Origin of the sequence: Pseudomonas spelaei, from assembly GCF_009724245.1 — a bacterium.
Lineage (GTDB): Bacteria > Pseudomonadota > Gammaproteobacteria > Pseudomonadales > Pseudomonadaceae > Aquipseudomonas > Aquipseudomonas spelaei.
Genome location: NZ_WNNK01000013.1, coordinates 133,650 through 157,937 on the forward strand (window position 1 = coordinate 133,650; position 24,288 = coordinate 157,937).

21 protein-coding genes and 2 tRNA genes are annotated in these 24,288 nt (G+C 57.4%); 22 read left to right on the forward strand and 1 reads right to left on the reverse strand.

The features are described from left to right. Positions 1-59 precede the first annotated feature (59 nt). The 6 genes from dnaJ to GNF76_RS16640 all read left to right on the forward strand — a co-directional run bounded on the left by dnaJ (position 60) and on the right by GNF76_RS16640 (position 7,630). Positions 60-1,184: a molecular chaperone DnaJ gene (gene dnaJ / locus GNF76_RS16615; protein ID WP_010174305.1), complete on the forward strand. Its 1,125-nt coding sequence runs from the start codon at positions 60-62 to the stop codon at positions 1,182-1,184. Positions 1,185-1,194: 10 nt separating this feature from the next. Continuing rightward, positions 1,195-2,001, forward strand: coding sequence for a 4-hydroxy-tetrahydrodipicolinate reductase (gene dapB / locus GNF76_RS16620; RefSeq protein ID WP_155584223.1), 807 nt, complete (start codon positions 1,195-1,197; stop codon positions 1,999-2,001). A gap of 259 nt (positions 2,002-2,260) precedes the next feature. Next, positions 2,261-3,397 (forward strand): glutamine-hydrolyzing carbamoyl-phosphate synthase small subunit, encoded by a 1,137-nt coding sequence (carA, locus tag GNF76_RS16625; RefSeq protein ID WP_155584224.1) that lies wholly within the window; start codon positions 2,261-2,263, stop codon positions 3,395-3,397. Between the two features lie 105 nt (positions 3,398-3,502). Further along, positions 3,503-6,724, forward strand: a complete 3,222-nt coding sequence (gene carB / locus GNF76_RS16630) for a carbamoyl-phosphate synthase large subunit (protein ID WP_155584225.1) — start codon at positions 3,503-3,505, stop codon at positions 6,722-6,724. Further along, complete coding sequence (greA, locus tag GNF76_RS16635; protein WP_076013757.1) at positions 6,721-7,197, forward strand: transcription elongation factor GreA; 477 nt, start codon at positions 6,721-6,723, stop codon at positions 7,195-7,197. The genes carB and greA overlap by 4 nt, the downstream gene beginning before the upstream one ends. A gap of 28 nt (positions 7,198-7,225) precedes the next feature. After that, complete coding sequence (locus tag GNF76_RS16640; protein WP_155584226.1) at positions 7,226-7,630, forward strand: MFS transporter; 405 nt, start codon at positions 7,226-7,228, stop codon at positions 7,628-7,630. A gap of 9 nt (positions 7,631-7,639) precedes the next feature. Here the strand turns inward: GNF76_RS16640 and GNF76_RS16645 are convergent, their stop codons facing one another. After that, positions 7,640-7,948, reverse strand: coding sequence for a YhbY family RNA-binding protein (locus tag GNF76_RS16645; RefSeq protein ID WP_154742957.1), 309 nt, complete (start codon positions 7,946-7,948; stop codon positions 7,640-7,642). Positions 7,949-8,053: 105 nt separating this feature from the next. On the opposite strand from GNF76_RS16645, the gene rlmE reads away from it, so the two are divergent. The 16 genes from rlmE (at position 8,054) to GNF76_RS16725 (ending at position 24,152) form a co-directional block, all read left to right on the forward strand. After that, positions 8,054-8,704, forward strand: a complete 651-nt coding sequence (gene rlmE / locus GNF76_RS16650) for a 23S rRNA (uridine(2552)-2'-O)-methyltransferase RlmE (RefSeq protein ID WP_178123370.1) — start codon at positions 8,054-8,056, stop codon at positions 8,702-8,704. A gap of 200 nt (positions 8,705-8,904) precedes the next feature. Beyond that, entirely contained in the window at positions 8,905-10,815 is a 1,911-nt protein-coding gene (ftsH, locus tag GNF76_RS16655) for an ATP-dependent zinc metalloprotease FtsH (RefSeq protein WP_155584227.1), read from the forward strand. Between the two features lie 8 nt (positions 10,816-10,823). Further along, positions 10,824-11,675, forward strand: coding sequence for a dihydropteroate synthase (gene folP / locus GNF76_RS16660; RefSeq protein ID WP_155584228.1), 852 nt, complete (start codon positions 10,824-10,826; stop codon positions 11,673-11,675). A 16-nt stretch (positions 11,676-11,691) separates the two neighbouring features. Then, complete coding sequence (gene glmM, locus GNF76_RS16665) at positions 11,692-13,029, forward strand: phosphoglucosamine mutase (RefSeq protein WP_155584229.1); 1,338 nt, start codon at positions 11,692-11,694, stop codon at positions 13,027-13,029. Between the two features lie 66 nt (positions 13,030-13,095). After that, positions 13,096-13,851 (forward strand): triose-phosphate isomerase, encoded by a 756-nt coding sequence (gene tpiA, locus GNF76_RS16670; protein ID WP_155584230.1) that lies wholly within the window; start codon positions 13,096-13,098, stop codon positions 13,849-13,851. Between the two features lie 4 nt (positions 13,852-13,855). Then, on the forward strand, positions 13,856-14,239 hold the full coding sequence (gene secG, locus GNF76_RS16675; RefSeq protein WP_026078118.1) for a preprotein translocase subunit SecG: 384 nt from the start codon (positions 13,856-13,858) through the stop codon (positions 14,237-14,239). A 22-nt stretch (positions 14,240-14,261) separates the two neighbouring features. Next, positions 14,262-14,347 (forward strand) — tRNA-Leu (locus GNF76_RS16680). A 96-nt stretch (positions 14,348-14,443) separates the two neighbouring features. Then, positions 14,444-14,520, forward strand: a tRNA-Met gene (locus GNF76_RS16685). A 140-nt stretch (positions 14,521-14,660) separates the two neighbouring features. Beyond that, positions 14,661-15,119: a ribosome maturation factor RimP gene (gene rimP, locus GNF76_RS16690; RefSeq protein WP_169352877.1), complete on the forward strand. Its 459-nt coding sequence runs from the start codon at positions 14,661-14,663 to the stop codon at positions 15,117-15,119. 47 nt (positions 15,120-15,166) lie between these two features. Then, on the forward strand, positions 15,167-16,648 hold the full coding sequence (gene nusA, locus GNF76_RS16695) for a transcription termination factor NusA (RefSeq protein ID WP_003212187.1): 1,482 nt from the start codon (positions 15,167-15,169) through the stop codon (positions 16,646-16,648). Between the two features lie 27 nt (positions 16,649-16,675). Then, a complete protein-coding gene (gene infB / locus GNF76_RS16700) occupies positions 16,676-19,198 on the forward strand; it encodes a translation initiation factor IF-2 (RefSeq protein WP_155584232.1) in 2,523 nt (840 codons plus the stop codon). 159 nt (positions 19,199-19,357) lie between these two features. Further along, a complete protein-coding gene (rbfA, locus tag GNF76_RS16705) occupies positions 19,358-19,759 on the forward strand; it encodes a 30S ribosome-binding factor RbfA (RefSeq protein WP_155584233.1) in 402 nt (133 codons plus the stop codon). Between the two features lie 3 nt (positions 19,760-19,762). Then, on the forward strand, positions 19,763-20,680 hold the full coding sequence (gene truB / locus GNF76_RS16710; RefSeq protein ID WP_003176136.1) for a tRNA pseudouridine(55) synthase TruB: 918 nt from the start codon (positions 19,763-19,765) through the stop codon (positions 20,678-20,680). 260 nt (positions 20,681-20,940) lie between these two features. Further along, positions 20,941-21,210 (forward strand): 30S ribosomal protein S15, encoded by a 270-nt coding sequence (gene rpsO / locus GNF76_RS16715; protein ID WP_003177875.1) that lies wholly within the window; start codon positions 20,941-20,943, stop codon positions 21,208-21,210. A gap of 194 nt (positions 21,211-21,404) precedes the next feature. Then, a complete protein-coding gene (pnp, locus tag GNF76_RS16720; protein ID WP_178123371.1) occupies positions 21,405-23,510 on the forward strand; it encodes a polyribonucleotide nucleotidyltransferase in 2,106 nt (701 codons plus the stop codon). A gap of 294 nt (positions 23,511-23,804) precedes the next feature. Continuing rightward, a complete protein-coding gene (locus tag GNF76_RS16725) occupies positions 23,805-24,152 on the forward strand; it encodes a BON domain-containing protein (protein WP_155584234.1) in 348 nt (115 codons plus the stop codon). Positions 24,153-24,288: the final 136 nt, after the last annotated feature.

Below are 24,288 nucleotides of genomic sequence, written 5' to 3' on the forward strand. Positions count from 1 at the left end.
AACGAGTTTGGCAAAACTCAGGAGGGTTTTGCCGAACGTCCTTAAGAGTGCAAAGACTTATGGCAAAGCGTGACTATTACGAAGTGTTGGGTGTGGAGCGCGGCTCCAGCGAGGCGGACCTGAAAAAGGCTTACCGTCGCCTGGCGATGAAGCATCACCCGGACCGTAATCCGGATAACAAAGAATCCGAAGACCTGTTCAAAGAGGCCAACGAGGCCTACGAATGCCTGTGTGACCCAAACAAGCGTGCCGCTTACGACCAGTACGGTCATGCCGGCGTCGACCCAAGCATGGGTGGCGGCGGTGCGGGTTTTGGCGGGCAGAACTTCTCCGATATTTTCGGCGACGTGTTCAGCGACTTCTTTGGCGGCGGCCGTGGTGGCCAGCGCGGCGGTGCCCAGCGTGGCAGCGACCTGCGCTACACCCTGGAGCTGAACCTGGAAGAAGCGGTGCGCGGCACCAGCGTCAATATCCGCGTTCCGACGCTGGTCAACTGCAAGCCGTGCGATGGTTCGGGCGCCAAGAAAGGCTCCTCGCCGATCACGTGCCCGACTTGCGGCGGTATCGGCCAGGTGCGCATGCAGCAGGGTTTCTTCTCGGTGCAGCAAACCTGCCCGCGCTGCCATGGCCAGGGCAAGATCATTTCCGACCCGTGCGATTCGTGCCACGGCGAAGGGCGTGTCGAAGAGTACAAGACCCTCTCGGTGAAAGTGCCGGCGGGTGTTGATACCGGCGACCGCATTCGTCTGTCGGGCGAAGGCGAGGCGGGTACTCAGGGCGGCCCTACGGGCGACCTGTACGTGGTGATCAATGTGCGCGAGCACTCGATCTTCCAGCGCGACGGCAAGCATCTGTTCTGTGAAGTGCCGATCAGCTTTGTGGATGCGGCCTTGGGTGGCGAGCTTGAAATTCCGACGCTGGATGGTCGGGTCAAGCTGAAGATCCCTGAGGGCACGCAGACCGGCAAGCAGTTCCGTATCCGTGGCAAAGGCGTTGCGCCGGTGCGCGGTGGCGGTGCTGGCGACTTGATGTGTCGTGTGGCGGTAGAGACGCCGGTGAACCTGGGTCGTCGCCAGCGCGAACTGCTGGAAGAATTCCGCAGCTCCCTGGCGGGCGATGACACTCATTCGCCAAAAACCACCGGCTGGTTCGAAGGCGTGAAGCGCTTCTTCGGCGATCTGTAAGGAAGTGAGTATGCGACGTATCGCGGTGATGGGCGCTGCCGGGCGCATGGGCAAGACCCTGGTCGAAGCAGTGCAGCAGCGTTCGCCGGCCTCCGGGCTGACGGCGGCGATTGTTCGTCCTGGCAGCACCTTGATTGGTGCGGACGCTGGTGAGTTGGCGTCCCTGGGGCGGATTGGTGTTTCGTTGTCCGGCAATCTGGAGCAGGTCGCCGACGAGTTCGACGTGCTTATCGACTTCACGCTGCCCGAAGTGATGCTGAAAAACCTGGCGTTCTGCCGCAAGGCGGGCAAGGCCATGGTGATCGGTACTACTGGCTTGAGTGCAGAGCAGAAGCAGTTGCTGGTCGAAGCGGGCAAGGATATTCCGATCGTGTTCGCGGCCAACTTCAGTGTCGGCGTCAATCTGTCGCTGAAATTGCTCGATATGGCGGCGCGCGTCCTGGGTGATGAGGCTGATATCGAGATCATCGAGACTCATCACCGGCACAAGATTGATGCGCCGTCCGGTACCGCGCTGCGTATGGGGGAGGCGATTGCCGATGCCCTTGGGCGCGATCTTTCGAAAGTGGCGGTGTATGGCCGTGAAGGTCATACCGGTGCCCGTGCTCGCGACACTATCGGTTTTGCCACCGTTCGCGGTGGTGATGTGGTGGGTGATCACACGGTGCTGTTCGCAACCGAAGGTGAGCGTCTTGAAATCACGCACAAGGCGTCGAGTCGCATGACCTTCGCCAAGGGCGCGGTGCGTGCGGCGCTGTGGTTGGATGGCCGTGAGCCTGGTCTCTACGACATGCGCGACGTGCTCGATCTGCATTAAGAAGTAGCTAAAACGGGGTCCAGGCTTTAACCTTGGGCCCTGTTTTTACCCGCTAGGCGACGTCCTGTCGCATTCCCCTGCCTTTAAGGCTCTTTAGCGGTGGACCAAAAAAGCCTTTTTCTGTAAGCTACAGCTTTAGTGTGTCCACTAAAAGCGCGCAGAATAATTCAGTGAAGAAGCGGGGTGACGTGTCCATACGTCACTCCGCTTTTTTACAACCTGCGATCGCCCTTTCAGGCTTTATTTACGGGAGGTCTTCTTGACTAAGCCAGCCATACTCGCCCTTGCTGATGGCAGCATTTTTCGCGGCGAAGCCATTGGAGCCGACGGTCAGACCGTTGGAGAGGTGGTGTTCAACACCGCCATGACCGGCTATCAGGAAATCCTTACCGATCCTTCCTACGCCCAACAGATCGTTACCCTGACCTATCCGCACATCGGCAACACCGGTACTACGCCGGAAGACGTCGAGTCTGATCGTGTCTGGTCCGCGGGTCTGGTGATTCGTGACCTGCCACTGGTCGCGAGCAACTGGCGTAACACGATGTCCCTGTCCGATTATCTGAAAGCCAACAACGTGGTGGCGATCGCCGGTATCGACACGCGCCGCCTGACACGCATCCTGCGTGAAAAGGGCTCGCAGAACGGCTGCATCATGGCTGGTGACAACATTTCCGAAGCCGCGGCGATTGCAGCAGCCCAAGGTTTTCCTGGCCTGAAAGGCATGGACCTGGCGAAAGTCGTCAGCACCAAGGAGCAGTACGAGTGGCGCTCCACTGTCTGGGACTTGAAGACCGACAGCCACGCGACCATCGAAGCCGCTGACCTGCCGTACCACGTCGTGGCCTACGATTACGGCATCAAGTACAACATCCTGCGCATGCTGGTCGAGCGCGGTTGCCGTGTGACTGTAGTGCCGGCACAAACCCCAGCCAGCGACGTGCTGGCCCTGCAGCCGGACGGCGTGTTCCTGTCCAACGGCCCGGGTGATCCTGAGCCTTGCGACTATGCCATCCAGGCCATCAAGGATGTGCTGGAAACCGAGATTCCGGTATTCGGCATCTGTCTCGGTCACCAACTGCTGGCGCTGGCCTCCGGCGCCAAGACCCTGAAAATGGGCCACGGTCACCACGGTGCCAACCACCCTGTGCAGGACCTGGATACCGGCGTCGTGATGATCACCAGCCAGAACCACGGTTTTGCGGTAGATGAAGCGACCCTGCCGGGCAACGTCCGGGCGATTCACAAGTCGCTGTTCGACGGCTCCCTGCAAGGCATCGAGCGCACCGACAAGAGCGCGTTCAGCTTCCAGGGCCACCCTGAAGCAAGCCCAGGCCCGAACGACGTAGCGCCGCTGTTCGACCGTTTCATCAATGAGATGGCCAAGCGACGCTAAGTGAGCGGCCTGAGGGTGGCCCGGGAAACCGGCGGCCCCCTCAGGCTCTTCAAAGATTGTTCAAGACGGCTTGCCGACTGACCTGCGGATTTGAGTGACAAACCCATGCCAAAACGTACAGACATAAAAAGCATCCTGATTCTCGGCGCTGGCCCGATCGTGATCGGCCAGGCCTGCGAATTCGACTACTCCGGCGCCCAGGCCTGTAAAGCCCTGCGCGAAGAGGGCTACCGCGTCATCCTGGTGAACTCCAACCCGGCCACCATCATGACCGACCCGGACATGGCCGACGCCACCTACATCGAGCCGATCAAGTGGCAGACCGTTGCCAAGATCATCGAGAAAGAGCGTCCGGACGCGCTGCTGCCAACCATGGGCGGCCAGACTGCTCTGAACTGCGCACTGGACCTGGAGCGCGAAGGCGTTCTGGAGAAGTTCGGCGTAGAGATGATCGGCGCCAATGCCGACACCATCGACAAGGCTGAAGACCGTTCGCGCTTCGACAAGGCCATGAAGGCCATCGGCCTGGATTGCCCGCGTTCGGGTATTGCCCACAGCATGGAAGAGGCCAATCTGGTTCTCGAGAAGCTCGGCTTCCCGTGCATCATCCGTCCGTCCTTCACCATGGGCGGCACCGGTGGTGGTATCGCTTACAACCGTGAAGAGTTCGAAGAAATCTGCGCCCGCGGCCTGGACTTGTCTCCGACCAAAGAGCTGCTGATCGACGAATCCCTGATCGGCTGGAAAGAATATGAGATGGAGGTTGTCCGCGATAAGAAGGACAACTGCATCATCGTTTGCTCCATCGAAAACTTTGACCCGATGGGTGTGCACACCGGTGACTCGATCACTGTTGCGCCAGCACAGACCCTGACGGACAAGGAATACCAGATCATGCGTAACGCCTCCCTGGCGGTACTGCGTGAGATCGGCGTGGAAACCGGCGGCTCCAACGTCCAGTTCGGCATCTGCCCGGACACTGGCCGCATGGTTGTGATCGAGATGAACCCGCGTGTATCGCGTTCTTCGGCGCTGGCATCGAAAGCTACCGGCTTCCCGATTGCGCGCATCGCTGCCAAGCTGGCGATCGGTTACACATTGGACGAGCTGCAGAACGAAATCACTGGCGGCGCGACGCCGGCATCCTTCGAGCCGTCGATCGACTACGTCGTCACCAAGCTGCCACGCTTCGCTTTCGAGAAATTCCCGAAAGCCGACGCCCGCCTGACCACTCAGATGAAGTCGGTGGGTGAAGTCATGGCCATCGGCCGGACCTTCCAGGAATCCCTGCAGAAAGCCCTGCGTGGCCTGGAAGTAGGCGTTTGCGGTCTGGACGAGAAACTCGACCTGAGCAACCCGGAAAGCATGAGCGTGCTCAAGCGCGAGCTGACCGTGCCGGGTGCCGAGCGTATCTGGTACGTGGCCGATGCTTTCCGCGCCGGCATGACCGTCGAAGACATCTTCGGCATGAACATGATCGACCCGTGGTTCCTGGTGCAGATCGAAGATCTGATCAAGGAAGAAGAGAAGGTCAAGACCCTCGGTCTGTCCTCTATCGACCGCGACCTGATGTTCCGCCTCAAGCGCAAAGGCTTTTCCGACATGCGCCTGGCCAAGCTGCTGGGTGTGACCGAGAAGAACCTGCGCACGCATCGCCACAAGCTGGATATCTTCCCGGTCTACAAGCGCGTTGATACCTGTGCGGCCGAGTTCGCCACCGACACCGCGTATATGTACTCCACCTACGAGGAAGAGTGCGAAGCCGCGCCGTCGGGCCGCGACAAAATCATGATCCTGGGTGGCGGTCCAAACCGTATCGGCCAAGGCATCGAGTTCGATTATTGCTGCGTACACGCCGCTCTCGCCCTGCGCGAAGACGGGTACGAGACCATTATGGTCAACTGCAACCCGGAAACTGTTTCCACTGACTACGACACTTCCGACCGTCTGTACTTCGAGCCGGTAACGCTGGAAGACGTATTGGAAATCTGTCGCGTCGAGAAGCCAAAAGGCGTGATCGTCCAGTACGGCGGCCAAACCCCGTTGAAACTGGCTCGCGCACTCGAGGCCGCTGGCGTGCCGATCATCGGTACCAGCCCTGACGCCATTGACCGTGCCGAAGACCGTGAGCGCTTCCAGCAGATGGTTGAGCGCCTGAACCTGCGTCAGCCGCCAAACGCCACTGTGCGCAGCGAAGACGAAGCCATCCGTGCAGCCAGCAAGATCGGTTACCCGTTGGTGGTGCGTCCGTCCTACGTACTGGGCGGCCGGGCGATGGAAATCGTCTACGAAGAAGAAGAACTCAAGCGTTACCTGCGTGACGCGGTGAAAGTGTCCAACGACAGCCCGGTGCTGCTGGACCACTTCCTCAACTGCGCCATCGAGATGGACGTGGATGCGGTCTGCGACGGCACCGACGTCGTGATCGGCGCGATCATGCAGCACATCGAACAGGCTGGCGTTCACTCCGGTGACTCCGCCTGCTCGTTGCCGCCGTACTCGCTGCCGGTGCACATCCAGGACGAGATGCGTGAGCAGGTCAAGAAAATGGCCCTGGAGTTGGGTGTGGTTGGCCTGATGAACGTACAGTTGGCGCTGCAAGGCGAAGACATCTACGTCATCGAGGTCAACCCGCGCGCTTCCCGCACCGTACCGTTCGTTTCCAAGTGCATTGGTGTTTCCCTGGCGATGATTGCCGCCCGTGTGATGGCCGGTAAGACCCTGAAGGAAATCGGCTTCACCAAGGAAATCATTCCGAACTTCTACAGCGTGAAAGAGGCGGTGTTCCCATTCGCTAAATTCCCTGGCGTGGACCCGATCCTGGGCCCTGAGATGAAGTCCACCGGTGAAGTGATGGGCGTGGGCGATACCTTCGGTGAAGCGTTCGCCAAGGCCCAGATGGGCGCCAGCGAAGTGTTGCCGACCGGCGGTACTGCATTCATCAGCGTGCGCGATGATGACAAGCCACTGGTTGCAGGCGTGGCCCGTGATCTGATCAACTTGGGCTTCGAAGTCGTGGCTACTGCCGGGACCGCCAAGCTGATCGAGGCTGCCGGCCTGAAAGTGCGTCGCGTAAACAAAGTGACGGAAGGTCGTCCGCATGTGGTCGACATGATCAAGAATGACGAAGTCACCCTGATCATCAACACCACCGAAGGTCGCCAGTCGATCGCGGATTCGTACTCCATTCGTCGTAACGCCTTGCAGCACAAGATCTACTGCACCACCACTATTGCTGCTGGCGAAGCTATCTGCGAAGCGCTCAAGTTCGGTCCGGAAAAGACCGTGCGCCGCTTGCAGGATCTACACGCAGGATTGAAGGCATGATCAAATACCCCATGACCGTCCAGGGCGCCAAGGCCCTGGAAGAAGAGCACGCTCACCTGACCAAGGTCGTCCGTCCGAAGCTCAGCCAGGACATCGGTACGGCCCGCGAGTTGGGCGACTTGAAGGAAAACGCCGAATACCACGCTGCTCGCGAGCAGCAAGGTATGGTCGAGGCGCGGATCCGTGACATTGAAGGCCGTATGCAGAACGCGGTGATCATCGATGTCACGACCATCCCGAAAACCGGCAAGGTGATTTTCGGTACCACCGTGGAAATCGCCAACGTCGAGACCGATGAGAGCGTGGTTTATCACATCGTGGGTGAGGACGAGGCTGACTTCAAACTCGGCAAGATCTCCGTCGGTTCGCCGCTGGCCCGTGCCTTGATTGCCAAGGAAGAGGGTGATGTGGTGGCCGTCAAGACGCCTGGCGGCGTAATCGAGTACGAGATTGTCGAAGTTCGTCATATCTGAAAGACGGCGCCCGCTGCGTGCGGGCGCCATGCTTTGGCAGTTTGCCCAGATGCTCTGGGTTGGCGGCCTATGGTTGTTGCACATTGGTGTGTTACCGGTGCTGGGCCTGATTGGCCTGGCTCCGTTGCTGATCGATGAGATCGACGGATTATTGAGTACGTTGCTGGTAGGTTTTGCGGCGGCGTGCGTGACGCTTCAGGCGTTGGTGCTGATCAAGGCCGAAGGCTTGGGGAGTTTGTGGCGGGATATTCGTGGGCAACTGCTGTTGATGGCACTGTATGCCTGCGCAATGTACTGCGTGGTACGCATCTGGCTGCCTGAGGCGTTGCGCTGGCAGCTATTCAGCTATCTTGTGCTAGGGTTCTCCGGCCTGGTGTTGGTTGTGCAGCCAGCGCCAGGATGGAGTGGCAGGGCGTGCGAAGCACGCCCGTGACCCTTGTTATCATTTGAAGCGATGAACGTTCGACAGTTGCTTGTTGACGCTGAAATTCTTGCGATATAGCAGCGCCATCTTGCCGATGACCTGAACCAGGTCTGCCTTACCGACCTTGCAGAGTTCTGCAATGGCCGCCAGGCGCGACTCACGATCAAGGATGTTGACCTTGATCTTGATCAGTTCGTGATCGCCCAATGCGCGTTCAAGTTCGGCTAACACACCTTCAGTCAAACCGTTGTCAGCCACAATCAAAACTGGTTTCAGATGGTGGCCAATGGATTTGTACTGTTTCTTCTGCTCTTGAGTGAGCGGCATAATCTGACCCCTGCGTCTGATCTTGTAAAAAGCGGCGGCCAGTTTACCCGAGCGAGTCCGGGACCGCCCAGTTAATCACGACCCGTTTTATTTTCGAGGTGGCCCGTGGCCCGTTCCAAAACTAGCCTTAAGTGGCTGCAAGAGCATTTCAACGACCCTTACGTCAAAATGGCGCAAAAGGATGGCTACCGTTCCCGGGCCAGCTACAAGCTGCTGGAGATCCAGGAAAAGGACAAGTTGATCCGTCCAGGCATGAGCGTAATCGATCTTGGTGCAGCCCCGGGTGGCTGGTCCCAGGTGACCAGTCGTCTGATTGGTGGGCAAGGTCGTCTGATCGCTTCCGATATCCTGGAAATGGACAGCATCCCGGACGTGACCTTCATTCATGGCGATTTTACCCGGGATGAAGTGCTGGCCCAGATTCTCGAGGCTGTCGGAAAATCGCAGGTAGACCTTGTGATTTCCGATATGGCCCCCAATATGAGTGGATTACCGGCTGTCGATATGCCGCGAGCCATGTTTCTTTGCGAATTGGCATTGGATCTGGCGGGACGGGTTTTGCGTCCGGGTGGTGACTTTCTGGTCAAGGTCTTCCAGGGTGAAGGTTTTGATGAGTATCACAAGAACATCCGCAAGCTGTTCGACAAGGTGCAGACGCGCAAGCCTGACTCCTCTCGGGACAGGTCCCGAGAGCAGTATTTGCTGGGGCGCGGTTTCCGCGGTATTGAAGGCGCTGCCAGCGAAGAGCGTTTTTGAGGAATTTGACGAGGGCGATAGGTTTTTTTATATCGCTTTCGTCATGAAGCTTTACGAATATTGTGTAGTCAAAGTTTCACAAAGGGTTACAGACGGCGCCTGCCAGAGTTGTAGGTAATGTAGTAAGTTAGGCCGGTGAATATCATGCGAAGCACGCGCCAGTAGCGGAGCTTGCTTCAGAGGGTAGTTAATTGAACGATATGGCAAAGAATCTGATCCTGTGGTTGATCATCGCGGCTGTCCTGGTGACGGTGATGAACAACTTCTCCAGCCCTAACGAGCCGCAGACCCTCAACTATTCCGACTTCATCCAGCAAGTTAAGGATGGCAAGGTCGAGCGCGTAGCCGTGGATGGCTATGTGATTACCGGCAAACGCAACGATGGCGACAGCTTCAAGACCATTCGTCCGGCCATTCAGGACAATGGCCTGATCGGTGACCTGGTGGATAACCACGTGGTCGTTGAAGGCAAGCAGCCTGAACAGCAAAGCATCTGGACTCAGCTCCTGGTCGCGAGTTTCCCGATTCTGGTGATTATCGCCGTATTCATGTTCTTCATGCGCCAGATGCAAGGTGGTGCGGGGGGCAAGGGCGGGCCGATGAGCTTTGGCAAGAGCAAGGCTCGCCTGCTCTCCGAAGATCAGGTGAAAACCACCCTGGCTGACGTTGCAGGTTGCGACGAAGCCAAGGAAGAAGTGGGCGAGCTGGTTGAATTCCTGCGTGATCCGGGCAAATTCCAGCGGCTGGGCGGTCGTATTCCTCGCGGCGTGCTGATGGTTGGCCCTCCAGGTACAGGTAAAACCCTGCTGGCCAAGGCCATTGCGGGCGAAGCCAAAGTACCGTTCTTCACCATTTCCGGTTCCGACTTCGTCGAGATGTTCGTCGGTGTTGGTGCCAGCCGTGTTCGCGATATGTTTGAACAGGCCAAGAAACACGCACCTTGCATCATTTTCATCGATGAAATCGACGCCGTTGGTCGCCATCGTGGCGCCGGCATGGGCGGTGGTCACGATGAGCGTGAGCAGACCCTCAACCAGCTGCTGGTTGAGATGGATGGTTTTGAGATGAACGACGGCATCATCGTGATTGCCGCTACCAACCGTCCTGACGTACTTGACCCGGCGTTGTTGCGTCCAGGCCGTTTCGACCGTCAGGTTGTGGTTGGCCTACCGGACATCCGTGGTCGTGAGCAAATACTGAAAGTACACATGCGCAAAGTGCCAATGGGCGACGACGTGGCTCCGGCAGTGATTGCTCGTGGTACTCCGGGCTTCTCCGGTGCTGACTTGGCCAACCTGGTGAACGAGGCGTCGCTGTTTGCTGCTCGTACGGGCAAGCGCATCGTTGAGATGAAAGAATTCGAGCTGGCGAAAGACAAGATCATGATGGGCGCCGAGCGCAAATCCATGGTCATGTCCGAGAAAGAGAAACAGAACACCGCCTATCACGAAGCCGGTCACGCCATTGTCGGTCGCGTTGTGCCTGAGCATGACCCGGTTTACAAGGTGTCGATCATTCCTCGTGGTCGTGCGCTGGGCGTCACCATGTTCCTGCCCGAAGAGGATCGCTACAGCCTCTCCAAGCGTGCCTTGATCAGCCAGATTTGCTCGCTCTACGGCGGCCGTATTGCTGAAGAGATGACCTTGGGCTTTGATGGCGTGACCACTGGCGCATCCAACGACATCATGCGTGCCAGCCAGATTGCACGAAACATGGTGACCAAGTGGGGGTTGTCGGAAAAACTCGGTCCTTTGATGTACGCCGAGGAAGAAGGCGAAGTATTCCTGGGTCGCGGTGGTGGCGGTCAAGGTGCCAGCTTCTCCGGTGAGACAGCCAAGCTGATTGACTCCGAAGTGCGCAGCATCATTGATCAATGCTACGGCACAGCCAAGCAGATCCTTACAGATAACCGCGACAAGCTCGATGCAATGGCTGACGCCTTGATGAAGTACGAGACCATTGATGCCGAACAGATCGACGACATCATGGCGGGTCGCACTCCCCGCGAGCCTCGCGATTGGGAAGGTGGTTCGGGTACTTCGGGAACTCCGCCAGTGGTAGAGAGCGAGCGCCCTGAAACCCCGATCGGCGGCCCGGCTGCCGACCATTAAGGTTTGAAATGACTTCTGCGTTGTCCTCGACCCGGTTGCCTTGCGGCAGCCGGGTTCTTGATTTGGCCCATACACATGTCATGGGCATTCTTAATGTAACCCCCGACTCCTTTTCCGACGGCGGCCGCTTTAGCCAGCTTGATGCGGCGCTGCGTCATGCCGAAGCAATGGTGGCTGCTGGCGCGACCTTGATCGATGTCGGTGGTGAGTCGACACGTCCTGGCGCCCGTGCGGTTTCTCCCCTGGAGGAGCTGGAGCGTGTTGCGCCGATTGTCGAGCGTATCCATCGCGAGCTGGATGTGATCATCTCTGTTGATACGTCCACGCCAGCCGTTATGCGCGAAACTGCGCGTCTGGGTGCGGGATTGATTAACGATGTACGCTCCCTGCAGCGTGATGGCGCACTGGATGCTGCTGCTGCCACTGGATTGCCAGTGTGTCTGATGCATATGCTTGGAGAGCCCGGCACGATGCAGGACGACCCGCATTACGACAATCTTGTGGGTGAGGTGACGGCGTTTCTTGCTGAGCGTGTTGTTCAATGCGGCGCGGCGGGAATTGCCCCTGAGCGGATCATCCTCGATCCAGGATTCGGCTTTGCCAAAACCCTGCAGCACAATTTAAGTTTGTTCAAGCATATGGAGGCCTTGCATGCCCTTGGTCGGCCCCTGTTGGTTGGGGTTTCGCGCAAGAGCATGATAGGTCTGGCATTGAATCGCCCAGTGGGCGAGCGGTTGTACGGTGGCTTGGCCCTCGCTGCGCTTGCAGTGGTCAAGGGTGCGCGTATCTTGCGTGTGCATGACGTGGCCGAGACGGTGGATGTGGTACGGATGATCGCAGCTGTAGAATCAGCCGAATAAGAATGATGGAGCACTTATGACTAAAAAATACTTTGGCACCGACGGTATACGTGGTCGGGTCGGCGAATTCCCGATTACTCCTGACTTCATGCTCAAGTTGGGCTGGGCTGCGGGTATGGCGTTTCGTAGCATGGGCGCATGCCGGATTCTGGTCGGCAAGGACACTCGAATCTCGGGTTATATGTTTGAGTCGGCGCTGGAGGCTGGCCTGTCTGCTGCTGGTGCTGATGTGATGCTGTTGGGGCCAATGCCTACGCCGGCGATCGCTTACCTGACGCGTACCTTTCACGCTGAAGCCGGTATCGTGATCAGCGCCTCGCACAATCCTCATGATGACAACGGCATCAAGTTCTTCTCGGGGCAGGGTACCAAGCTGCCGGACGAGATCGAGCACATGATTGAAGAGCTGCTGGATGCGCCGATGACTGTCGTTGAGTCGGGCAAGTTGGGCAAGGTCTCGCGAATTAACGACGCTTCCGGTCGTTACATCGAATTTTGCAAAAGCAGTGTGCCGAGCAGTACCAATTTTGCTGGCCTGAAGGTCGTCATCGACTGCGCTCATGGTGCTACCTACAAGGTGGCGCCCAGCGTGTTCAAGGAGCTGGGTGCGCAAGTGACTGTGCTTTCGGCCCAGCCTAACGGTTTGAACATCAACGACAACTGCGGCTCGACCCATATGGGGCAACTGCAGGCTGCGGTTTTGGCTGAGCACGCTGACCTGGGTATTGCTTTTGATGGTGATGGCGATCGAGTGCTGATGGTCGATCACACGGGTGCGATTGTCGATGGTGATGATCTGCTGTTTATCATCGCCCGGGACTTGCACGAGCGTAACAAGCTGCAAGGTGGCGTTGTTGGCACCTTGATGAGTAATTTGGGGTTGGAGCTGGCACTGGCAGATCTGGGGATTCCGTTCGTGCGCGCCAATGTCGGCGACCGTTACGTAATCGCTGAGTTGCTGGAGCGTAACTGGCAGGTGGGTGGTGAGAATTCGGGGCATGTTGTCTGTTTTCAGCACACCACTACCGGGGATGCAATCATTGCTGCGTTGCAGGTGCTACTGGCCTTGCGTCGTCGTGAGGAAAGTCTTGCCGAGGCCCGCCAGGCGCTGCGCAAGTGCCCGCAAGTGCTGCTCAATGTCCGTTTTTCGGGCGGTGCGAATCCTATCGAACATCCAGCCGTCAAAGAGGCTAGCGAGCGCGTTACTGCTGCGATGGCAGGGCGTGGGCGAGTCTTGTTGCGCAAGTCAGGCACCGAGCCTCTGGTTCGCGTAATGGTCGAAGGCGAGGACGAAACGCAGGTTCGTGGCTACGCCGAAGAGCTGGCAAAACTGGTAACTGAAGTTTGCGCCTGAATTCGGCTTGCCAGTGATGATGTGGTTGGGTAACATCTGCGCCCACTTTGACCGACGAGGTACAGCATGCGTCGCACTATGGTAGCTGGTAACTGGAAAATGCACGGTACCCGCGCCAGTGTCGCCGAGCTGATCAACGGCCTTCGTCATTTGGCCTTGCCGAGCGGTGTGGATGTCGCGGTATTCCCGCCTTGCTTGTACATCAATCAAGTGATTGATGTCTTGAAGGGTAAGTCGATTCAGGTCGGCGCGCAGAACTCTGCGGTGGAAGCCATGCAAGGTGCATTGACCGGTGAGATTGCACCGAGTCAATTGGTTGATGCGGGATGTTCCCTGGTGCTTGTTGGGCACTCCGAGCGTCGTCAGATGATGGGCGAGCGTGATGGGACACTCAATCGAAAATTCGCAGCGGCACAGGCTTGTGGCTTGATTCCGGTGTTGTGCATAGGGGAGACCCTGGAGCAGCGCGAATCCGGAAAAACTCTTGAGGTTGTCGGGCGTCAGCTGGGCAGCATCATTGAAGAGCTGGGAGTCGGTGCCTTTGCAAATGCAGTAATTGCTTACGAGCCGGTCTGGGCCATTGGTACCGGGCTGACTGCTTCGCCGCAACAGGCGCAGGATGTGCATGCAGCCATCCGCGCGCAGTTGGCGGCAGAGAATTCTGAGGTCGCACGAGGTGTGCGGCTTCTATACGGCGGCAGCGTGAAGGCGGCCAATGCGGTCGAACTGTTCGGCATGCCGGATATCGATGGGGGGCTCATTGGTGGAGCTTCCCTGAATGCAGATGAGTTCGGTGCGATCTGTCGCGCCGCGGGAAACTGAAAAAATGCTGGAAACAGTCATCGTTGTTTTTCATCTGTTGGGTGCACTGGGCGTAGTTGCTCTGGTTTTGCTGCAACAGGGTAAAGGTGCGGACGCTGGCGCGTCTTTCGGGGCAGGTGCTTCAAATACTGTGTTCGGAAGCCAAGGTTCCTCTACCTTTCTTAGTAAGTTTACTGCTATACTTGCCGCCGGTTTCTTCATAACCAGCTTGGGGTTAGGTTACTTTGCTAAAGAGAAAGCTCATGTGCTGACTCAAGTAGGTCTCCCAAACCCAGCAGTGTTGGAAGTACCAAAAGCAAAACCGGCTTCTGATGATGTCCCGGTGCTTCAAGAGCAAAAGTCGGCTACTCCAGCGACTGACGTGCCTCCAGCTCAAGAGCAGAAGTAAGAAGTGTTTCAAACGTAGTATTGCCGAGGTGGTGGAATTGGTAGACACGCAACCTTGAGGTGGTTGTGCCCATAGGGTGTAGGGGTTCGAGTCCCCTTCTCGGTACCAATTATCAGGAGAGCCCGCTGTTGCGGGCTTTCTTGTAGGTGGAAGGTTACATTGACCCTGTAAGGGATCGGTCGTATACTTCCGCCCCAGCTTTGTCGCGGGGTGGAGCAGTCTGGTAGCTCGTCGGGCTCATAACCCGAAGGTCGTCGGTTCAAATCCGGCCCCCGCAACCAGTTTTAGCGGAGCCCCTTTTAAGGGGCTTTTTGTTAGCTGGACACTTTCAACGCCGCTGTTCGACGGCGTTTCAAGGATGGGCGTTTCGCCCATTTTTTTATTTTGCACAGCATGCACATACATGCACGAGGGGGTTCAGGTGTCGAGCAAGCTAGAAGAGTTGCAGGCCTTGTTGGCCCCGGTGGTCGTGGCCCTAGGCTATGAATGCTGGGGTATTGAGTTCTCGGCTCAAGGTCGCCACTCAATGTTGCGCGTTTATATCGATAAAGAGGGCGGTGTGCTGGTGGACGATTGTGCCATTGTCAGCCGTCAGATCAGCGGTGTCCTGGATGTTGAAGATCCGATCGCCGTTGAATACACCCTCGAAGTTTCCTCGCCTGGCATGGAACGCCCACTGTTCACTATTGAGCAGTATGCAAAATTTGCCGGTGAACAAGTGAAGATCAAGCTGCGCTCTCCCTTTGAAGGGCGACGCAACTTTCAGGGCCTTCTGCGCGGTGTAGAAGAGCAGGACGTCGTGGTGCAGGTTGAAGACCATGAATTCCTGTTGCCGATCGATATGATCGACAAGGCCAACATTATTCCCAGTTTTGACTGAGACGCGGATCCCGCGGATCCAATGGCTTGCGAAAGGCGAGGCGTACGATGAGCAAAGAAGTACTGCTGGTTGTTGAGTCGGTATCCAATGAAAAGGGCGTACCGGCAAACGTGATTTTTGAAGCGCTGGAGCTGGCCCTGGCCACTGCTACCAAAAAGCGTTTTGAAGACGAAGTTGATCTGCGTGTGGAAATCAATCGCCACACCGGTGCCTATGAGACTTTCCGTCGCTGGACGGTCGTCGAAGAAGCCGATCTTGATGATCCGGCCATCGAAACCTGGCCGAGCAAGGTTGCTGAAACGCACCCAGGCGCTCAGGTTGGTGATGTCGTCGAAGAAAAGATCGAGTCCATCGAGTTCGGCCGTATTGCTGCACAGACTGCCAAGCAAGTCATCGTGCAAAAGGTTCGTGAAGCCGAGCGCGCTCAAGTCGTTGACGCTTATCGCGAGCGCCTGGGGGAAATTATCTCCGGCACCGTGAAAAAAGTGACCCGCGACAATGTGATCGTTGACCTGGGTAACAACGCTGAAGCGTTGCTGGCCCGTGAAGACATCATTTCCCGCGAAACTTTCCGGGTTGGCGTGCGCTTGCGTGCGCTGCTCAAGGAAATCCGCACCGAGAATCGCGGCCCTCAGCTGATCCTGTCGCGTACCGCGCCGGAAATGCTGATCGAGCTGTTCCGTATCGAAGTGCCGGAAATTGCCGAAGGTCTGATCGAAGTCATGGCTGCGTCCCGCGATCCGGGTTCGCGCGCCAAGATTGCGGTCCGCTCCAAGGACAAACGCATCGACCCGCAAGGTGCTTGCATTGGTATGCGCGGTTCGCGCGTCCAGGCTGTATCGGGCGAATTGGGCGGTGAGCGTGTGGACATCGTCCTGTGGGACGATAACCCGGCGCAGTTCGTGATCAACGCCATGTCGCCTGCAGAAGTGGCGGCAATTATCGTTGACGAAGATGCCCATGCAATGGACATCGCCGTTGGCGCAGACAATCTGGCTCAGGCCATCGGTCGCGGTGGTCAGAACGTACGTTTGGCCAGCCAGTTGACTGGTTGGACCCTGAACGTGATGACCGAATCGGACATCCAGGCTAAGCAGCAAGCAGAAACCGGTGACATCCTGCGCAACTTCATCGACGAGCTGGAAGTCGACGAAGACCTTGCGCAGGTGCTGGTGGATGAAGGCTTTACCAGCCTGGAAGAGATTGCCTACGTACCGTTGGAAGAAATGCTCAACATCGACGGCTTTGACGAAGACACTGTCAACGAGCTTCGCGCTCGGGCCAAGGATCGTTTGTTGACTAAAGCCATCGCTACTGAGGAAAAGCTGGCAGACGCCCATCCGGCCGAAGACCTGCTCTCGCTTGAGGGTATGGACAAGGATTTGGCGATGGAACTGGCGGTGCGCGGCGTAATTACCCGCGAAGACCTGGCCGAGCAGTCTATTGACGACCTGCTCGACATCGACGGCATTGACGATGATCGTGCCGGCAAGTTGATCATGGCCGCCCGAGCCCATTGGTTCGAGTAATTAGGCGCGGCCTGAGGAGAGAAGTGCATGACGCAAGTCACGGTGAAACAACTGGCCGATGAGGTCAAAACACCGGTAGAGCGCCTGTTGCAGCAGATGCGTGAGGCAGGTCTGCCGCACACCGCCGCCGATGAAGGTGTGAGCGATAGTGAGAAGCAGTCTTTGCTGACTCACTTGAAGAGCAGCCACAAGGCGAAAGTGGAAGAACCGCGCAAGATTACATTGCAGCGCAAAACCACCAGCACCCTGCGTGTTGCTGGTAGCAAGAGCATCAGCGTTGAAGTACGCAAGAAGAAAGTCTTCGTACAGCGCAGCCCGGAAGAAATCGAAGCCGAGCGCAAACGCGAACTGGAAGAACGTCGCGCAGTAGAAAATGCTGCTCGTCAGAAGGCTGAAGAAGAAGCCAAGCGTCGCGCCGAAGAAGAAGCGCGTCGCCAGCCTGCTGCTGCGCAACCTGCTAACGCTGAGGCAGTTGCCGCGCCTGGCGCGCCTGTAGAAGCTGTTCGTGAGGCCGCTCCGGTTGCCGCCACGCCTGCTCCCGCAGCCGACGCTCGCAAACGCGAAGAGCCTCGTCGTCCGGACAAACCACGTGCCGACGATAACAATCGTCGTGGCAGTGGCGATGGTGAGCGCAAAAACGCTCCACATCGTGCTTCGGTCAAAGAGAAGGCGCCAGCGCCACGGGTTGCTCCACGTACTACCGACGAAGAAAGCGATGGCTTCCGTCGTGGTGGTCGCGGCAAGGCCAAGCTGAAGAAACGCAACGCCCACGGTTTCCAGAGCCCAACCGGCCCTGTTGTGCGTGATGTGCAGATCGGCGAGACCATCACTGTTGGCGATCTCGCCAATCAGATGTCGGTCAAGGCTGCTGAAATCATCAAGTTCATGTTCAAACTGGGTACTCCAGCGACCATCAACCAGGTACTGGACCAGGAAACTGCCCAACTGGTTGCTGAAGAGCTGGGCCACAAAGTGACCCTGGTCAGCGACACCGCCCTGGAAGATTCCCTGGCTGAGTCCCTGAAGTTTGAAGGCGAGACCTTCTCCCGTGCGCCAGTCGTGACCGTAATGGGCCACGTTGACCATGGTAAGACTTCGCTGCTCGACTACATCCGTCGTGCCAAGGTAGCTGCAGGCGAAGCCGGCGGCATCACCCAGCACATCGGTGCGTACCACGTTGAAACCGAACGCGGCATGGTCACCTTCCTCGACACCCCAGGTCACGCCGCGTTTACCGCCATGCGTGCCCGTGGTGCCAAGGCGACCGACATCGTGATCCTGGTAGTTGCAGCGGACGACGGCGTAATGCCGCAGACCATTGAAGCTGTCCAGCACGCCAAGGCCGCTGGTGTGCCACTGGTTGTTGCCGTGAACAAAATCGACAAGCCGGGCGCCGATCTCGATCGTATCCGTAGCGAACTGTCGGTTCACGGCGTGACTTCCGAAGAGTGGGGCGGTGATACGCCGTTCGTTTCGGTCTCGGCGAAAGTCGGTACCGGTGTAGACGAACTGCTCGAAGCTGTTCTGCTGCAAGCCGAAGTACTCGAGCTGAAAGCAACTCCGTCGGCTCCAGGTCGTGGTGTTGTGGTTGAATCGCGTCTCGACAAAGGTCGTGGCCCGGTTGCAACCGTTCTGGTTCAAGACGGTACCCTGCGCCAAGGCGACATGGTGCTGGTCGGTTCGAACTACGGCCGTGTACGTGCCATGCTCGACGAGAACGGCAAGCCAATCAAAGAAGCCGGTCCTTCCATCCCTGTCGAGATCCTCGGCCTGGACGGTACTCCGGACGCTGGCGACGAGATGAGCGTGCTGTCGGACGAGAAGAAAGCCCGTGAAGTGGCTTTGTTCCGTCAAGGCAAGTTCCGTGAGGTCAAACTGGCCCGTGCTCACGCCGGCAAGCTGGAAAACATCTTCGAGAACATGGGCCAGGCAGAGAAGAAGACGCTCAACATCGTCCTCAAATCTGACGTTCGTGGTTCCCTCGAAGCGTTGAACGGCGCCTTGAACGGCCTGGGTAACGACGAAGTGCAAGTGCGTGTTGTCGGTGGCGGTGTCGGTGGTATCACCGAATCCGACGCCAACCTGGCACTGGCTTCCAACGCAGTACTGTTCGGCTTCAACGTGCGTGCCGATGCTGGCGCACGGAAGATCGTCGAGCAGGAAGGCCTGGACATGCGTTACTACAACGTCATCTACGACATCATCGAAGACGTCAAGAAAGCCCTTACCGGCATGCTTGGCAGCGACGTCCGGGAGAACATCCTGGGTGTGGCCGAGGTGCGTGACGTGTTCCGCTCGCCGAAATTCGGCGCGATCGCCGGTTGCATGGTTATCGAAGGTGTTGTGCACCGTAACCGTCCAATCCGTGTACTGCGTGAAGACATCGTTATCTTCGAAGGCGAGCTGGAATCCCTGCGCCGCTTCAAGGATGACGCTTCTGAAGTACGTGCCGGCATGGAATGCGGTATCGGCGTCAAGAGCTACAACGACGTCAAAGCGGGTGACAAGATCGAAGTCTACGAGAAGGTTCAGGTTGCTCGCAGCCTCTAACTCGCGCACTTCAAGGGCCACGCGGCGCCCGGGCATGCAGATGCCTGGCGCAGCGTCCGGACTCTAAACGCAACGCCCGGTCTGGCTTTTGTCAGGCCGGGCGTTTGCCGCTTTCAGACCCCACGGGTTTCACCGTGTGGCAGTAACAGGTAACAAGACATGGCAAAAGAATACAGCCGTACCCAACGTATCGGCGATCAGATGCAGCGCGAGCTGGCACAGTTGATCCGTCGTGAAGTAAAAGATCCACGTGTTGGCCTGGTCACCATCACCGCCGTTGAGGTCAGCCGTGACGTGGGTCACGCCAAGATCTTCATTACCGTGATGGGCCAGGACAGCGCCGAAGAAATCGCGCAAAGCATCAAGGTGCTCAACTCTGCCGCAGGCTTTCTGCGCATGCAGCTGGCCCGTGAAATGAAGCTGCGCAGCGTTCCTCAGTTGCACTTCCACTACGACGAAAGCGTCGTGCGTGGCGCGCACCTGTCGGCACTGATCGAGCGGGCCGTGGCTGAAGACAATCAGCACCCGGAATCCGCCACGCCTGAAGACGCCAAGGAGTAATCGGTGGCTCAGGTCAAACGTATCCGTCGTAACGTCAGCGGTATTATTCTGCTCGACAAGCCCATTGGCTTTACCTCCAATGCGGCGCTGCAGAAGGTCCGCTGGCTGCTCAATGCCGAGAAGGCCGGGCACACCGGCAGCCTTGATCCCTTGGCCACCGGTGTCTTGCCGCTGTGCTTTGGTGAGGCCACCAAGTTCTCGCAATACCTGCTGGATTCCGACAAGGGTTACGAAACCCTGATGCAACTGGGCAAGACCACCACCACGGCAGACGCCGAAGGTGATGTTTTGCAGGTTCGGGACGTGACCGTTGGTCGTGCTGATATCGAAGCTGCTTTACCCGCTTTTCGTGGGCAAATCAGTCAGATACCGCCGATGTACTCGGCTCTCAAGCGTGATGGTCAGCCTCTTTACAAGCTGGCACGTGCGGGCGAAGTAGTGGAGCGCGAACCGCGTTCTGTTACTATTGCGCGCTTGGAATTGCTCGCCTGTGAAGGTGATACCGCCCGGTTGGCGGTGGACTGCAGCAAAGGCACCTATATCCGTACCCTGGTGGAAGATATTGGTGAGCAACTAGGCTGTGGCGCATACGTTGCAGAACTGCGACGCACCCAGGCCGGACCTTTCACCCTGGCCCAGACGGTCACGCTGGAAGAGCTGGAAGCGGTGCATGCCGAAGGCGGCAACGAAGCGGTTGATCGCTTCCTGATGCCATCGGACAGCGGTTTGCTGGATTGGCCATTGCTGCACTTCTCGGAGCACAGCGCGTTCTACTGGCTTAACGGCCAGCCGGTACGTGCCCCGGATGCCCCGAAGTTTGGCATGGTGCGAGTACAGGATCATAACGGTCGCTTTATCGGTATCGGTGAAGTGAGCGAAGACGGGCGCATCGCGCCGCGTCGACTGATTCGGTCAGAATGACCGGAACCAGTTTGTGGTAAAAGCGTAGCGAGCGAAGGTAAGACAAGGAAAAAACAGGCGAGGAAGCGGAGTTAACTGCTGTTAATGAGCATTCCGAGCCTGTTTTTGACGCAGGATTACCGAGCGCAGTAGCTTTTACGCAAACTGGAACGAGGGTGGCTGTTAGCAGGCATGGTCACTACTCATTTTTAGATACAGGGATTTGTCCCTGGCCTGTTGAAACTGCCCTTTGGGTGGTTTCCTGAAAAAAGGATTGCCTCATGGCTCTCGACGTTCAAGAAAAAGCACAAATCGTTGCTGACTATCAGCAAGCTGTTGGTGACACTGGTTCGCCAGAAGTGCAAGTTGCACTGCTGACCCACAACATCAACAAGCTGCAAGGTCACTTCAAGGCCAACGGTAAAGATCACCACTCCCGTCGTGGTCTGATCCGCATGGTAAACCAGCGCCGTAAGCTGCTGGACTACCTGAAAGGCAAGGATCTGGGTCGTTATCAGACTCTGATCGGTCGCCTGGGTCTGCGTCGCTAATCAGCGATTGCGCTAGAGGTTGGTTGGCTGTCGTGTGCCAGTGGGTTTCCCGCTGGCCCATGGCAGGCTTCCAGCCTCAAGTTTTATCTGGATACACGTTTTACCCTGGACAGGCGTTGGGCCGATTCCCGACATTGCCCAAGAATTTCGCAAGAAGACAAGTTCCCCAAGAGCCACAAAGAAGGTAGGACACCGTGAACCCGGTTATCAAAAAATTCCAGTTCGGTCAGTCGACCGTTACCCTCGAGACAGGCCGTATCGCCCGTCAAGCCTCCGGCGCAGTGCTGGTTACCGTTGACGACGACGTCACCGTATTGGTGACCGTTGTAGGCGCCAAGCACGCCGACTCAAGCAAAGGCTTCTTCCCTCTTTCTGTTCACTATCAGGAAAAGACCTACGCTGCCGGTAAAATTCCTGGCGGTTTCTTCAAGCGCGAAGGCCGTCCTTCCGAGAAAGAAACCCTGACCTCCCGACTGATCGACCGTCCGATCCGTCCGCTGTTTCCAGAAGGCTTCATGAACGAAGTGCAGGTTGTCTGCACCGTCGTTTCCACCAGCAAAAAGACCGATCCGGACATCGCTGCGATGATCGGTACCTCGGCTGCCCTGGCCATCTCCGGTATTCCTTTCGATGGCCCGATCGGCGCTGCCCGTGTTGCGTTCCACGAAAGCACTGGCTACCTGCTGAACCCGACTTACGAACAACAGAAAGCTTCGAGCCTGGACATGGTCGTTGCCGGTACTTCGGAAGCCGTGTTGATGGTTGAATCGGAAGCTAAAGAGCTGACCGAAGACCAGATGCTGGGCGCTGTACTGTTTGCTCACGACGAGTTCCAGGTTGTGATCAACGCTGTTAAAGAACTGGCCGCTGAAGCTGCCAAGCCAACCTGGACCTGGGCTGCCGCGCCTGAAGCCACTGAACTGCTGGGCGCTATCCGCTCCGAGTTCGGCGCTGCGATCTCCGACGCCTACACCATTACCATCAAGGCCGACCGTTACGCTCGCCTGGGTGAGTTGAAGGACCAGGTTGTTGCCAAGCTGTCCGGTGAAGAAGGCCAGCCTTCTTCCAGCGAAGTCAAAGCGGCTTTCGGCGAAATCGAATACCGCACCGTTCGCGAAAACATCGTTAACGGCAAGCCACGTATCGACGGTCGCGACACCCGCACCGTTCGCCCGCTGAACATCGAAGTCGGCGTTCTGCCAAAAACCCACGGCTCGGCCCTGTTCACCCGTGGCGAAACCCAGGCCCTGGTAGTCGCGACGCTGGGTACTGCCCGTGACGCACAGCTGCTGGACACCCTGGAAGGCGAGAAAAAAGATCCGTTCATGCTGCACTACAACTTCCCTCCGTTCTCGGTAGGTGAGTGTGGTCGCATGGGTGGTGCTGGTCGTCGCGAAATCGGTCACGGCCGTCTGGCCCGTCGTTCGATTTCGGCCATGCTGCCTGCCGCTGACGTGTTCCCGTACACCATTCGTGTTGTGTCGGAAATCACCGAGTCCAACGGTTCCAGCTCCATGGCTTCGGTCTGCGGTGCTTCCCTGGCTCTGATGGACGCCGGTGTGCCGATGAAGGCGCCGGTTGCCGGTATCGCCATGGGCCTGGTTAAAGAAGGCGAGAAGTTCGCCATCCTGACCGACATCCTGGGTGACGAAGACCACCTGGGCGACATGGACTTCAAAGTAGCCGGTACCGCTAAAGGTGTTACCGCGCTGCAGATGGACATCAAGATCAAGGGCATCACCGAAGAAATCATGGAAATCGCTCTGGGCCAAGCCCTGGAAGCGCGCCTGAACATCCTCGGCCAGATGAACCAGATCATTGGCCAGTCTCGCACCGAACTGTCGGAAAATGCTCCGACCATGATCGCGATGAAAATCGACACCGACAAAATCCGTGATGTTATCGGTAAAGGTGGCGCGACCATTCGTGCGATCTGTGAAGAGACCAAGGCTTCGATCGATATCGAAGATGACGGCTCGATCAAGATCTTCGGCGAAACCAAGGAAGCTGCAGAAGCGGCGCGTCAGCGCGTTCTGGGCATCACCGCTGAAGCCGAGATCGGCAAGATCTACGTCGGCAAGGTTGAGCGCATCGTCGACTTCGGCGCATTCGTCAACATCCTGCCGGGCAAAGACGGTCTGGTTCACATCTCCATGCTGAGCGACGCTCGCGTTGAGAAAGTGACCGACATTCTGAAAGAAGGTCAGGAAGTGGAAGTGCTGGTACTGGACGTGGACAACCGCGGCCGTATCAAGCTGTCCATCAAGGACGTAGCAGCAGCCAAGGCTTCGGGCGTTTAATTACCCCGGCGCTTCAAGCTGAAAAAGGACTCTTCGGAGTCCTTTTTTTATGGGCGCGGGAAAGTGCCGTGAAATCAGTTGTTTGGCCGGGTACAAAAGCCGCAACTTGCATGCAGGCACGATCAGCTTCATGCAAGTTGCACGATTTCGGAAATTTGAAATTTAGTTAATTTATTGATTTAAAAGGATTTTCGTTGGATGGAGAACTTGGCACAACGTCTGCAACAGTACTGGTAACCCTGCAGCATCAACGTTTACACGCTGCAGACTTTCGATAAAACAGGAGTTACTCGTATGAAGAAGTTCGCTATCGCTGCTGCAACTGCCACCGCTCTGACCCTGACCATGGCCAACGTGGCCTTTGCACAAACTTCCCAGGCGCCAATGGTTGTAGCTGCCGGTGAAGTGACCAAAGCCAAAGAAGCGACCTCCGACACCTGGATCACCACCAAAGTGAAAAGTGACCTGGTGACCGAGAAAGGCATTCCTGGCACCGACATCAAAGTCGAAACTAACAAGGGCGTCGTTTCCCTGTCTTCGACTGTTGCAATCACCGAAGCACAAAAAACTACAGCTGTAGCCATCACCAAGAAAATCAAAGGCGTTAAAGCTGTATCAGCCGATGGCCTGAAAGCAGAGTAACGCTCAACGAATCGCCTGAACTGGGCGAAGGTGGCACCGAGTGAGCTAGATATCCACTCAATGCACCTGACAGGTTCATGCGACCGACCATACGGATGTGGTCATTGCAGGCCCCGGCACTTGTGTCGGGGCCTGT

What these genes read in the sequence shown, in the direction of transcription:
- tpiA (WP_155584230.1), top strand. Translation starts at nt 13,096, where the DNA reads ATGCGTCGCACTATGGTAGCTGGTAACTGGAAAATGCACGGTACCCGC.
- GNF76_RS16645 (WP_154742957.1), bottom strand. Translation starts at nt 7,948, where the DNA reads ATGCCGCTCACTCAAGAGCAGAAGAAACAGTACAAATCCATTGGCCAC.
- GNF76_RS16725 (WP_155584234.1), top strand. Translation starts at nt 23,805, where the DNA reads ATGAAGAAGTTCGCTATCGCTGCTGCAACTGCCACCGCTCTGACCCTG.
- GNF76_RS16640 (WP_155584226.1), top strand. Translation starts at nt 7,226, where the DNA reads ATGCTTTGGCAGTTTGCCCAGATGCTCTGGGTTGGCGGCCTATGGTTG.
- rpsO (WP_003177875.1), top strand. Translation starts at nt 20,941, where the DNA reads ATGGCTCTCGACGTTCAAGAAAAAGCACAAATCGTTGCTGACTATCAG.
- carB (WP_155584225.1), top strand. Translation starts at nt 3,503, where the DNA reads ATGCCAAAACGTACAGACATAAAAAGCATCCTGATTCTCGGCGCTGGC.
- ftsH (WP_155584227.1), top strand. Translation starts at nt 8,905, where the DNA reads ATGGCAAAGAATCTGATCCTGTGGTTGATCATCGCGGCTGTCCTGGTG.
- nusA (WP_003212187.1), top strand. Translation starts at nt 15,167, where the DNA reads ATGAGCAAAGAAGTACTGCTGGTTGTTGAGTCGGTATCCAATGAAAAG.
- glmM (WP_155584229.1), top strand. Translation starts at nt 11,692, where the DNA reads ATGACTAAAAAATACTTTGGCACCGACGGTATACGTGGTCGGGTCGGC.
- dapB (WP_155584223.1), top strand. Translation starts at nt 1,195, where the DNA reads ATGCGACGTATCGCGGTGATGGGCGCTGCCGGGCGCATGGGCAAGACC.
- greA (WP_076013757.1), top strand. Translation starts at nt 6,721, where the DNA reads ATGATCAAATACCCCATGACCGTCCAGGGCGCCAAGGCCCTGGAAGAA.
- rbfA (WP_155584233.1), top strand. Translation starts at nt 19,358, where the DNA reads ATGGCAAAAGAATACAGCCGTACCCAACGTATCGGCGATCAGATGCAG.
- infB (WP_155584232.1), top strand. Translation starts at nt 16,676, where the DNA reads ATGACGCAAGTCACGGTGAAACAACTGGCCGATGAGGTCAAAACACCG.
- secG (WP_026078118.1), top strand. Translation starts at nt 13,856, where the DNA reads ATGCTGGAAACAGTCATCGTTGTTTTTCATCTGTTGGGTGCACTGGGC.
- folP (WP_155584228.1), top strand. Translation starts at nt 10,824, where the DNA reads ATGACTTCTGCGTTGTCCTCGACCCGGTTGCCTTGCGGCAGCCGGGTT.
- dnaJ (WP_010174305.1), top strand. Translation starts at nt 60, where the DNA reads ATGGCAAAGCGTGACTATTACGAAGTGTTGGGTGTGGAGCGCGGCTCC.